This is a genomic window from Pontimicrobium sp. MEBiC01747 (assembly GCF_053601635.1).
Genome location: NZ_JBSHNS010000041.1, coordinates 1 through 12,219, shown reverse-complemented (window position 1 = coordinate 12,219; position 12,219 = coordinate 1). Strand labels below are relative to the sequence as shown.

At 27.5% G+C, this 12,219-nt stretch carries 13 protein-coding genes; 3 read left to right on the top strand and 10 right to left on the bottom strand.

The window, feature by feature from the left end:
- The 9 genes from ACVC2P_RS00615 to ACVC2P_RS00575 form a co-directional block, all read right to left on the bottom strand.
- On the bottom strand, positions 1 to 744 hold a 744-nt coding region (locus tag ACVC2P_RS00615), incomplete at its 3' end, for a hypothetical protein (RefSeq protein ID WP_452596548.1).
- A gap of 7 nt (positions 745 to 751) precedes the next feature.
- Positions 752 to 1,624 (bottom strand): DUF6175 family protein, encoded by an 873-nt coding sequence (locus ACVC2P_RS00610; RefSeq protein ID WP_452596547.1) that lies wholly within the window; start codon positions 1,622 to 1,624, stop codon positions 752 to 754.
- Positions 1,625 to 1,634: 10 nt separating this feature from the next.
- On the bottom strand, positions 1,635 to 2,099 hold the full coding sequence (locus ACVC2P_RS00605) for a hypothetical protein (protein ID WP_452596546.1): 465 nt from the start codon (positions 2,097 to 2,099) through the stop codon (positions 1,635 to 1,637).
- A gap of 3 nt (positions 2,100 to 2,102) precedes the next feature.
- Entirely contained in the window at positions 2,103 to 2,960 is an 858-nt protein-coding gene (locus tag ACVC2P_RS00600) for a CsgG/HfaB family protein (protein WP_452596545.1), read from the bottom strand.
- Positions 2,961 to 2,983: 23 nt separating this feature from the next.
- The gene (locus ACVC2P_RS00595; RefSeq protein ID WP_452596544.1) at positions 2,984 to 3,907 is read right to left on the bottom strand and encodes a hypothetical protein; all 924 of its coding nucleotides are present in this window, start codon (positions 3,905 to 3,907) and stop codon (positions 2,984 to 2,986) included.
- Complete coding sequence (locus ACVC2P_RS00590) at positions 3,900 to 4,892, bottom strand: LysM peptidoglycan-binding domain-containing protein (RefSeq protein WP_452596543.1); 993 nt, start codon at positions 4,890 to 4,892, stop codon at positions 3,900 to 3,902. The genes ACVC2P_RS00595 and ACVC2P_RS00590 overlap by 8 nt, the downstream gene beginning before the upstream one ends.
- An 11-nt stretch (positions 4,893 to 4,903) precedes the next feature.
- Positions 4,904 to 5,803, bottom strand: coding sequence for a hypothetical protein (locus ACVC2P_RS00585; protein ID WP_452596542.1), 900 nt, complete (start codon positions 5,801 to 5,803; stop codon positions 4,904 to 4,906).
- Between the two features lie 3 nt (positions 5,804 to 5,806).
- Positions 5,807 to 6,889 (bottom strand): hypothetical protein, encoded by a 1,083-nt coding sequence (locus ACVC2P_RS00580; protein WP_452596541.1) that lies wholly within the window; start codon positions 6,887 to 6,889, stop codon positions 5,807 to 5,809.
- A gap of 3 nt (positions 6,890 to 6,892) precedes the next feature.
- A complete protein-coding gene (locus tag ACVC2P_RS00575; protein WP_452596540.1) occupies positions 6,893 to 7,957 on the bottom strand; it encodes a retropepsin-like aspartic protease family protein in 1,065 nt (354 codons plus the stop codon).
- Between the two features lie 484 nt (positions 7,958 to 8,441).
- On the opposite strand from ACVC2P_RS00575, the gene ACVC2P_RS00570 reads away from it, so the two are divergent.
- Entirely contained in the window at positions 8,442 to 10,472 is a 2,031-nt protein-coding gene (locus ACVC2P_RS00570) for a tetratricopeptide repeat-containing sensor histidine kinase (RefSeq protein WP_452596539.1), read from the top strand.
- The gene (locus ACVC2P_RS00565) at positions 10,469 to 11,140 is read left to right on the top strand and encodes a response regulator transcription factor (protein ID WP_452596538.1); all 672 of its coding nucleotides are present in this window, start codon (positions 10,469 to 10,471) and stop codon (positions 11,138 to 11,140) included. The genes ACVC2P_RS00570 and ACVC2P_RS00565 overlap by 4 nt, the downstream gene beginning before the upstream one ends.
- 45 nt (positions 11,141 to 11,185) lie before the next feature.
- Here ACVC2P_RS00565 and ACVC2P_RS00560 read toward each other — a convergent pair whose 3' ends face one another.
- Complete coding sequence (locus ACVC2P_RS00560; protein ID WP_452596537.1) at positions 11,186 to 11,350, bottom strand: hypothetical protein; 165 nt, start codon at positions 11,348 to 11,350, stop codon at positions 11,186 to 11,188.
- A gap of 220 nt (positions 11,351 to 11,570) precedes the next feature.
- On the opposite strand from ACVC2P_RS00560, the gene ACVC2P_RS00555 reads away from it, so the two are divergent.
- Positions 11,571 to 12,219 (top strand): hypothetical protein (locus ACVC2P_RS00555; RefSeq protein WP_452596536.1); only part of this gene is annotated, 649 nt, incomplete at its 3' end.

The following is a 12,219-nucleotide window of genomic DNA, read 5'->3' as shown; positions in this document are numbered from 1 at the left end:
ATTACAGGGAGAACTTGGGTCTATAAAACTTAAAATACGTAAAGCACCATTATAATTCTTTTTAGCTAGTTCAGTTTTTACCTTGATTATATTTTGTTTACAAATTTGTTTTTGATATGCATTATAAGCTTCTATAGATTTATTTTGAATACTGGCATAACACGTTTTTGCCTCTTTAGGAACAGAGGAGAGTAAAGCAATTGCTCGTTGATATTTTTTGGTTTGTATGAGCATATTTGAATCTGCGATAATTTGATCACAATTATTTTTATAATAATCAAGTATTTTGTTTTTTCCTTGCTCAATAAATTCAGTTAATTTAGAGTCAGATTTTGATATTTTAGATATAGCGTTTGTGATAGCCTTTTCTTTAGTGTAACCACTTCCTTTTAGTGATTTTGAATATGATGAAAATATTTTTTTTGTGCTAAATTGTTGTATGTAAAGACTAAAATCAACTTCAATAATAACCATATTTCTCATGCCTTCTATTGTAGATTCATTGAAGATTTCAAACTTAGGATATATTAAAAACTCATTGCTATAACCTTTTCCTGATATTCCATTTGCAGTTACAATATGTTGTATCTTTGATTCTATTTTGGAAATAGATTTTTGAGATAATAGTTCTGAATTATTTGGTAATATAATAGATAATGAAATATTATCGCGTTCTATGTCTGTGTTTTGTGTGTTACTAATATTTAAAGTAAATAAAAGTAAAAGCATAATTATTTGTTTCATAAATTGATTATTGAATTGTAACATTAATTTTTCCTGAGCCTTCAACATCTGTTTTAACAGAAAGCCCTAGTGATATTATATATTTTCGTATTGCTCTCGCTACTTTTGAAGAGCGATAGTTTCTTCCATTTTTGTCTTTTAAAGGCGTTCTAAAATCATCTACAATCATTTCACTGGAGCTAATGCCTTGTAAATGAAAATTATTTTTATAAGCATTATCATCTAGCCAATCTTCCAGAAGGTCTGCTATTAAATCTCCATCTTGGCCTATTTCTGAATCCATATTGTATTCTGAATTTTCATCGAAACCAATACTAATTCTTACAGATCGCCCATTTTCAATAATATCACCGAACTTTGAATTTAGCGTATTTAAAAATTCTTCAGAACAACTTTCTGTTGCTTTTTCAGCTAGTTTGGCAATATCTTCAGTGTAAAATTTACCAGATTGCCCTACTTTATTGGAGAGAGATTGACCAGTGAAAGCATCATAACCTTGTAGTATTAATTTTATAGAGTTTCCACTACTTGATTTTTGTAAAAAGACTTCTACTTCTACATAAAAATCTGCTCCAGATAATCTAATAACTTCTGCTTTTAAGCTTGTTTTTCTATCGCTTCCAACAGCTTGTTCTTTTAAAGCCATTTTTAAAGAACCAACAAAGTCCTTAGTGGTAAAGCCTCTGTTATCGAATGCTTCTTTTACTTTAGTAATCGCAATTCTTTTATTAAAATCACTTTCTAGAACAGTACGTATGTCTTGATTTTCTTTAGTGTACGGAATTACCATTATTGTTGGTTGTGTCGTTTGCGTTTTTTCCTGAGCTTTTATATTAAAGCCTAGAAGTAAAAATGTAAATATTAAAAAGTATTTAATCATAATTAGTGAGTTAAAATCCGAATTTTCTTATTATACCTTGCGTTTCTAAATCTTTTTTCAAGGATTGAATATTAATTTTTATATCGTTGACAACAGATACTTGTTTTTTATTTTTTTGAGAGGGAGAAGCTTCGTAAATACTCATAATAAAAGATTTGTATCTGCTTTTAAAAAAAGTGTTGAAATAGCTAGAATGTTTATTTAATTTAACATTTTCATCTGTTCCAATCATAGGTGTTTCTATGGCAGTATTTGGGATGCCTCGAAAAAAAAGAATTTCGAATGCTTTTTTCTCAGAATCGTATATAGCAGATGATTTGTTTTCACCAAAACCAATACTTCTTAGTTCTATGGTTTTGTGTTTGTCTTCGTTTATTACATTAACTTCTGCTGTTAAAGGTGTATACATTTTTTTAGAGCAAGAAGTAAAAATGAATAGTATTAAAATTAATATGGTGATTTTTTTTTGCATCATGTTTTAGTTTTTAGAATGGCATTCAATTGTTGAGCCCGAATTAAATTTTGAAAGGATGACATCTCCTCCTTTGATAACTCTTGCTTCAGATATTTCATCTCCTTCAATTTTTGTTATTTTTATTCTACCCAGTTCTTTTTTTCGAATTAAATCTTTTCCATTTACGGTCATTTTTATAAGTTCTATTACAGTAAATTCTTGATTTTTTTTTGCACCGTTTAGATTCCCTGTATTGAGTAATACCATTTTTGCTTTGTTTGATTTAGCTTCTGATATTTCTATTATAAATGTTGTTACAGGGAAATGGTTACCAACGAATTTATTTATAGACTTTTGCATACCTTTTAATGCATTGAAAAATGCTTTATCTGGTGTGTTAGAACTGCCGATAGCTCCACTTAAAACCCCACCCATAAGGCTTTGTTTGGGTCTTATTAGTTCACTAGCTAAAACTTGCCCTGTGGCAATATCAATGACTTGTAATGAAAAAGATATTTTACAATCGTAATAAAAAGATGAACTACGTTGTTTTTTTACAATACTTATTTGGCTAATATTTCCTGTAACTATTTGTTCGGCACCTTCAAGACTGTTTTGCTCTACAGTTTTTCCATCTATAAATGCTTCACTTTTTTGTAGTTCTTTTTCTTCTTTTAGTTTTTTATAATTTGTTCGGTCTACAATGTCAAACCTATTGGTATTATAAAAAGACTCTTTTACTTTGTCTTCAATAGCTGTAATATATTTAGAATTAATATTATTTGTTGTTGTCTCAAAAGCCGTTATTGCTATTGTCTTTTTTTGTGCAAAAGCCGTTATATTAATTATAGTAAAAAGTAGAATGATTAGTTTTGGTTTCATGTTGTAGTTATTAAGATAATTGATTAGTATTTTGTTTTCGCATTAATTATTTTCCAATAATCATCTTGATTAGATACGTAGAAGTAAAATTCATGATTATTGGATTTATTACAAGGGTCTTTTGCATAGTATCTAGCATATATAATTTCTAGGTTAGGGTTAACTGTTTCTATTTTTTTTAGTTCGTAAACTGCAATGTTTGTTATACAACCAAACCCTTTACTAGAAGTAAATTTTTTTTTATTGCCCCATTTGGGATTATTAGAAATTAAAAAAGCTTTTTGATATAATTTATTATTTAGTAATTTTAAAAAAAGCTCAACTGCTCCTTTTGCTGTTTTTGGTACCTCTTCTGTTTTTAAGAAGTCAATATTTGGATTTTTTGGAAAATATAATCTTACTATTTTCCATTCGTTGTTATACTTTTTTAAATGAAAATCATACTCTCTATCATCAATTATAAGAGATTCGTCCTCTATGGCATTATATTTTACATTAATAATAGTATCCGCTTCATATCTAGAGTAATAGGTTTTTCCTTCAAAGGTTTTAATATCATAGAATTTCCAATATTTTAAGAATTCTTTAAACTTAGTTAACGAACTCCATTTTTTATGATTGGTAAGTTTATAAGCACTCTCATAATCTTTATTATTTATATTATTGAAAAATTGATTTAATGTATTTTCTGGTGAGTTTTTAGTTATATGTTCAGGCTTGGTATTACTAATTAAGTCTGTTTTAAGCCATATAAGTAGCGAAATACTTAGAAATGTAATGCTTAATAAACTGTATTTTAATTTCTTTAATATACTTTTTCTTCTGTCTTCAGATTTATAATACAGTTGTTCGCACTTAGGACATATTAAATTAATAACGTCTTTATCACTTTGTTTACCAATAGAAAATCTATTTGGACATTTTATTTTGCTACAAGCTTTACTCATTTGGAAACATAATTATTTGACCTGGTTGAATACCAGTAGGTTTTTTTATATCATTATGTTTCATAATTTCCTCTACAGTATAAAAACTGCCATCACTTTTTTTATGAAGCTTAACTATAGAATTTAAATTATCTCCAGCTTTTATAATATATTTTTGTTGGCTTATGTAATTATTCTCGTTTTTGTCACTTATCGTTTTGGTTTTGTGTGTATTAGTAGGAGTTTTGTTATTACTGTTTTCTATAGAAGTAGTTGGACTACTTTTATATGATGAACCAAATAATGTTATTAGTAATAGTAATGTTAATAGGAGAGTATTTAGTTTTTCAAAAGAAAAAGAAAAAAAATTCTTCTGAGTTTTTGGGATAGAGTTTGTTGAGTAATCAATTTCGACTCCAACTACATCTTTATTATGCTTGATTGATGTGTTAATATTTGCATCTTTTTTTGTGCTCTTAACTTTTTCAGGGTTTAAATCTATTGTATAACTGTCATTAATAGTTATAGATTGAAAATTATCTTTAAAATCCGCAATAAAATGCTCTTTAAATACTTCTATCCATTTGTCTAAAGTATCGCTAACCTCATTAAATGACGTAATGACATAATGTTTTATATTAGATGAAGAGTCTTTGTCGAAGAGATTAGTTTTTAATAATATACCTTCGTTTATAAAGGTTTTAATATAATTTAAAACTTTTTCTGTACCATCTTCATCTAGTTTTTTACCTTTAATCTCAATCCAAATTCCAAAATTACGGCCGCCTCGCGATTTGCCATGTTGCCCAACGCCTGTTAAACCATATTCGGCATATTGTATTTTTGTTTTATTGTCTTTAACTATATACTTGCATTCTAATTTATGACTAGAATTACTTTTATCTAAACCATTTACTTTATTAGAAAATTGAGATGGATAGGCGGTGAAACCTTCCCCAGGAGAACCAAAAAAGAAAACATCTATTTGTTGTTTATCTACAGTCATAGTTTATTATTTTATCCGAAAAAGCTAAATGATTTAAAACACCTTTCTATGTGTTTCCATAATTCTTGGGGGTAAAAGTCATCTGAGTGTATCCAACGTTGTAGTTGACTATCTGGAATATCTTGAAAGTCGCCATTAGAAAATGGAACAAATTTCACAGGGATTTTTAAATCTTTTAAGGATCCCAAAAAATCACTATAATTAGTATTATTATATAAACTCTTTTGAAACTCTCTTACGTTAGGCTTATTACGGTCATATAGATTACGTTGTTTGTCGCATTTGTTATATAGTATTATAACATCATCTTTCTTTCTATTCATCATACTAACTAACCTAGCTAGCCTAGAAGAATATGCGATAGGGTCGCTATCCATAAGCATACCTTCTTCAAAGAAGAAAATAAAGACTTTGTTTATTTTAGAATTATTAAAGATGCTAGTTAAATATGCTGGAAATCCTATATTATGAGGGTTTCTTACATCAAAATAAGCTTCTCCAGGTGCTTCTAAGAATTGACAATGTAGTTTAGAGTTTTTAAAAACATCTAAAACTAAAAAGTCCATGTTTGCTGTACGTTTAGCATTAAAATTAGGTTGGTGTAAATCGTCTTTAAATTCGTTAATAGAATCTATATATCTTTTATCTTTTCTATAGGTTTGGTTTGGTTCTATTTTAACACTTTTAGTGTTTTTTAAATAGTGTATTAAACGCATTAAAGTCACCGTTTTTCCTACTTCTCTTGGTCCAACGAAAACAACAACGTTTTCATGTAATTGTCCCGTTATTACTTCTTGTATAGTGGTTGGTTCTTGGTTCTCTATTTTGGGTTTAGAAGTTTGCGAAATGTGTTTGTTTGGTGTTGTATTAGAATCATCATCAATGTTCCATTTATCTTTATTGTTTTCCATAATTTAATCTTCTTTTAGTATTACAAAATAAAATATAATGAAGGCTGCTAAGTCTAAAATAAAGGCTATGGCAACGCTTAACCAGAAAGAACTTAAATAAGCTCCTTGTTGTTTTTTGGGGTAATTTTTCACAAAGGGTATTAAGTATGATATTTTTTCGAGTTTAAAACTTGGTACTGGCAATTCTAACTCTTCCTCTAGTTTTTCGGCTTTAGTAAATTCTTTAACATCATTTATGTTTTGAACTAATCCTGTATTGTAACATTCATATAATTGTTGGTAATATTCATGGGCATCTGAAATAGTTTGTTTTATTTCTATACTAACCATATCATATAAAAAACTATTTTTTTCTTCTAAATCTGTAAGAATTTTACCTCTGGTGTCAGCGTCATTACAGTTATCTAAGTTTCCAATAATTGCGTTCATAGAACCTATTCTGGTATTAAGTTCTGTAAACATCATATCTGCCATTTCGTTGGCTAATTTTCTACAACTAGATTCACTTTTTTTTCTTCCAGAGGGAGGTGTTATAGAAAATCCAGGCATACTTTTTTGCACTTTACTCATTAAGGAATCTGCAGCAGCTCCATGCCCGCAATTTTCAGGGTTTTTAACCTCTTTTTTGTAATCTAGAATTCTACTGGTTACAAACTGTCTGTAATCATTAATTACTTTTTCTCCTACAGTTAATTTATTTCTCTCAATATTCTCTATTGCTATTTTGGCGTCGTTAAGTTCATTTTTGCGAATATCTTGTAGTTTTAACTGTGTAAAAAGTTTATGAGTATTAGTAGATAGACTAACACCCCAAAGGATAAGAAATGTAACTACAACAAATAAAAACTTTAAGACACTTACTCTTCTTTCTTCTAGAATTTGCTTGAGTACGCCAAGAAACATTGCCATAGTAATAACAAAGGCTATACCTATTAAGTAAGCCACAACTATTGGAATGTCGAAGGAAGAGTTTAAAGATTCGGATGTTGCCCAAACACTTATAGCAGCTAATACCAAATAAACAATAATACCAAATACTTTTTTGCTAGTTATAGGGCCGTCTAGTGGATTAAAAAATATATTCATAATTTAAATTTTTAAGATTAGTTTATTTGTTTCGTTGTTTATTTCCCAACTTTTAAATCTGTCTAAAAAAGTTCTTCCTAATAAAATGATGTCTTCAGAGTTATTAATAGAGCAGCGTACATTTTTAATGACAGTGTTATTTAATCTTATAAAAGGTATGGTGAATCGTTGTGATTTTACAATGCTTCCATCTGCAATGCTATATAAACCAGAGGGTAAATAATCTTTAATTTTTATTATACCTTTTTCTAATAATCTTTTTTCAAAATGCTTAGATATTGAAACATCACTGGCACCTGAATCTAGAATAACATCTGCTTTAATACCTCCTATATTAATGTTTAAATAAGAAACACCGTTTTGTTTTTTTAAAACAATACTTTCTGTTTTATTGAGAGTCTTTATTTTTTTAATGGTATAATCTTCTTTTTTATTTTGCGTTTTATTCAATTCAAAAAGAATATAATTTAAAACGGTTAGTACTTTTTCTTGGTTTTCAAGAGAACTTAAATAAAAAAGATGAATAAAATCGTAATGATTGTATGCCATAGGTCTATCACAAAAATCTTTAGAAAAGTTTATTTTTAAAGCTTCATTTTCCATCTTGAAACAGTTTTTTGAACCGTCTAAACATTTTAAAGCAATGATTTTTTTTGTTTTATTATTTTTTGTTTGGGCTAGAGTAATTTTAGAAGACAGGAATGAAATTTCGTTATAATTAATATTAGATTGTAAATAGCTATTGTCTATAACAGATTTATTATCATCCCATATATATTTAATATTAATTTCATTTTTAACAACACTAAAAGCTATCCTTTTTGTGCCTTTATAAATATTAATTTGATTAGACAAGTCTTCGTTAACTACCTCCTCAAGATATGTTATAGCTTCATCTATACTTAACTGCTGGGAGAAGCTAGCAGTAGTAGATAGTATAAGAATGAAAGCCATCTTTTTAAAAAAGGCTTTAAGGAGCGATGTTTTTCGTCTTTTAGAGATTTCTTTTATTAAAAAAAGAGGCGTATGTTGAAAAATAAATAGATTATTTTTTTCTATTTTATTCATGAGCTGGTTTGTTTAAATAAATAGATTAATTTTTAGCGTTATTTATTTCTTTAAAGTTGAGAAGTCTATTTGTAATTTTATTACGGCTTTCCGTAATGTTGTATGCTTTTTATTTTTGAAGCCATAAATATTAACTTGTCTGTTATATTTTAGCAGTTATTTTTTTAAGAAAAGCATATTTAATTGTCTTCTAAAGTTTTTTATGTATCTCTACAATTTCCATTTCTACATATATAAATAACTCATGAATCTTTTAGTTCTTTTTTTTCTAATTGCGTATAGGTTATTTAATTGCAATAGGGACATTTTTTACTTTAGCCATGGTGGTTATTTTTAAGTTAATGATTAATATTTTTTTATTGTTAAGCGTTTAACAATATTACATATAACTCCTTCTTTCATCAATACGGGATTTCCCTTAAATTGTATTTTAAAGTTCTAAATGATAGTATTTTAAACTACTTTAGTATTAATAATTACACTTATGCCTAAATCTATTTTTATATTTTACTTTTATTCCTGTTTGTTTTTAGCGTCTATAAGTACTATAGATTTAAATCTTTATTCTGAAACATTAACGGTATTACTAAAAGAAGCTAAAAGTTTAGAGAAACAGGCAGAATATAAGCAAGCAATATCTGTATATAATGAAGCTCTAGAATTAGCTTTAGAAGAAAATTTAATAACAGATGCTAGTTTTATTTATAAAAAAATAGGACTTATTTATTACAAACAGAAAGATTATAACAAAGCATCCATAAACTTAAAAAAAAGCATAAAAAAAGACTCTATGTCTCAAAATGCAGCAGATTCATATTTTAATTTAGCCCTTATTTATAGAAAATTAAAAGAAAAAGATAGTTTGTTATGGAGTTTAAATAATGCTGTTAAACTCTATGTTAAAAAAGAAGACTCTAAAAAGAAATTTTCAACGTTTTCTAAAGCTGGTATTTTATATAAGAAATTAGGTTATAAACAAGATGCTATTAAGCATTTATTGCTAGCTTATAATGGTTTTAATACGTTAAAAATGGATGCAGAAAAAGCTACTGTTAGTGGAAATATTGGAGATATTCAAATACAATTAGGGCATCTAGAAATTGCAAAAAAGTATTATCAAGAGCACCTTTATTTACGACTTAAAACTAAAGACTCCCTTAAAATTTCATTTGCATATAATAACTTGGCAAACTTCTTTTTAAAATTAAAACAATACGATTCGGCTAGTTACCATTATAATAAAGCTTTAGTACTTCAAAAAGCTCTTAACAATAAGAAAAATGCAGGAAAGACATTAAGTAACTTGGGTATAGTTTATTATCTACAAAATAATAATGACACTGCCAAGAAAATGTATAAAGAAGCACTTACTTTAAAAAAAGAAACTAATGATACATTGTCAATAGTACAAACAGTAAATGAGTTAGCATTAATAGCTATTGAAGAGAGTTTATTTAAAGAAGCTAAAGCATATATAGATGAAGCAGAACTCTATTTATCCTCAGTCATTAATAAAGACGTATTACTTAGAAATATTGAAGTAAAATCTAAGTATTATATGGGAATAGAAGATTATAAAAAAGGGTATTTATATAAAGAAGAAGAACTTAAAATATATAAAGAGCTTTTTAACGAAAAACATTCTAAAGTAATACAGCAGTTGCAGGAAGAGTATGAAAGTAAACTTAAACAACAAAAAATAGATGAATTGTCTTATAGTAATACTGAAAAAAAACAAACGATAAACAATCAAAAAAAGAAGCTAGAAAATCAAACTATTCTATTAATTATTTTGGTGGGGTTAATAGTTTTATTAATAGCATTCTATGTGTATTTAAAGCAACAACAAAAAATTAAAGAACAACAGCAAGAGTTTAAAAAATTAGAAGCAGTATTTAATGGTCAAGAGCTTATAAAAGAGCGAATAAGTAAAGATTTACATGATATTATTACTACTAATTATGATGGTATAAGATTAAAAATATTAGCATTATCTAAAGCAACCAATCCAGAAAGTATAGGTAAAACTATAATTAATGATATTAAAGATGTTAATCATCAAATTAAATTAATATCTCATAGATTATCTCCATTAGGAGACAAAATACAAAAAGCTACCCTTAGAGAAATAATAGTATCTCAATTATCCGAATTTCAACACTATAGAAAAATATTTGTAGATGTAGAGTTACCATTACCAAAGGTGTTAGACGTAATGACTTTAAATGCCCAAACAAATCTTTATGGAATACTATTAGAAGTCTTAAGTAATATAGAAAAACATTCTAGAGCTACAGAAGTAAAAATAACTCATTTTATAAACGATAAAACTATTTTAAATTTTAAAATATGTGATAATGGTATAGGATTTCAACAAAAAGATAACATCGAGGGTATAGGCCTTATAAATATTAAACAAAGAGCTTTATTACTAGGCGGGAAACACGAATTTAATGTAACAGAGTCTGGAGTATGTATTTATTTAAAAATCCCTATAAAAGAGAATTTAAAATGAAAAAAATACTAAACATATTATTGGTTGAAGATTCAAAATCTTATGCTCAAGGAATGCAATTACTTCTGGCACAGCATCCACTAATTAACACTGTACAACATGTAGATAGTTATGACGCTACATTAACATGGTTAAAAGAAAAAGATGTTGACATAATAATATTGGACTTGAATTTCGAGACAAATACGTTTGATGGGTTTATTATAGCTAAAAAAGTAAAACAGTTATATCCAAAAATAAAGATTATGATTTTAACTCAACATACTAGGCAAATTCATTATAATAGATTGTTTAACGAGTGTAATGTAGATGCTTATTTAGATAAGCAATTAGGAGTAGAAGAGACCTATGAAGCTATTGGTGTCATTATGCAAGGAGGTAAATATGTAGATGATAACATTAAACAAATGTTAGAGATAGAAAAGTGGATGCAGGCTTCTAAACGAGAACATGAGGTTATAATAGAATTAATTAAGGGTTTTACTCAAAAAGAGATTGCCGATAAATTATGTATTTCGCCAAAAACTGTAGAAGTACACCTTAGAAACTTGTATGATAAATTTAATGTAAAAAATGCTCCAGAATTAGTAAGTAAGTATATGAGATATAAAAATGCTAATAGAGAAAATGTAGAAGAAAGTACAGCGCCTTTTAAATCTATAGAATAAAAAAGCAGCGATAAATACCGCTGCTTTTAAAACTGTAGAACAATATTATTCGTTAGGTTCTAATTCTTCATCGTCACCTTCATGCTCAGGTGTTGGGTCAGAATTATCTTCATTAATTTGTTCTATGTTAGTGAATTGCTCATCATCTGGAGAGCAAGACGTCATTACTAAAGCGAAAGCTAATAGAATGAATGTTACACATTTTTTCATGACACATAAATTTTGTGTCCTGATCAGGAATAGCCTAAAACCGTTATCAGGCTATGTTAAACATTACGGTTCCTTTGCAAAGGGTATTTCGCTCTGAAATACAGTAGCAAATATGTGACTGAAAAGAAGTTATTTATATGGTTGGTACTATAAAGTCCTATAGTATAGGATTTGGTACTATAAAATAATGGTAATTATAATTTTAATGCGTAAATAATATATGAACCCAATAGTTGAAGCTTATTTATTAGCAAAAGAAAAAGCGCTATTAGTCTATTTAAAAGATTTACAAGAAGGACAAATAAGACAATGCCTTTTAGATTTTATTGAAGTTATAGAAAGCAATTCAGAACAAGAAAGAATAATTCTGAGTTATATGCGTGTTCGAAATATAAAAACAATTCAAGACGTTAAGAACAGTTGCAAACCAGATGATTTTAAATCTATAATTACTTTTTTAAAAAAAGGAAGTAGTCCTAATAAACCAGGAACTATTCAGTTAACTAAAATGCTGCTAGAGTTCGATATAACAACAAGCAAAGCAGTTAAAGAAATAATTAAAATACCAAAAGATACTAGGCTTAATACAGCAGAAATATTAAAACATTTAGTAGAGGTATACCTAAAGAGTCCCAATTTTAATAGTATAAAAATTAATGGAGATGTCGATGGGAAGATTGGTGTTTTATCTATGGAAGAGTATTATATTTTACTCTCTTATATATCTTATGAAGATACATATAATAGAGATAGTTTATTAAAGCTTGAAAAAGAATATAGCTATTCTAAATGGTCAGATACTATTAGCCCAAATGAATTATCTCAAGACTATATAACCGAAAATATTATAAATAATAATAAAGTTATTA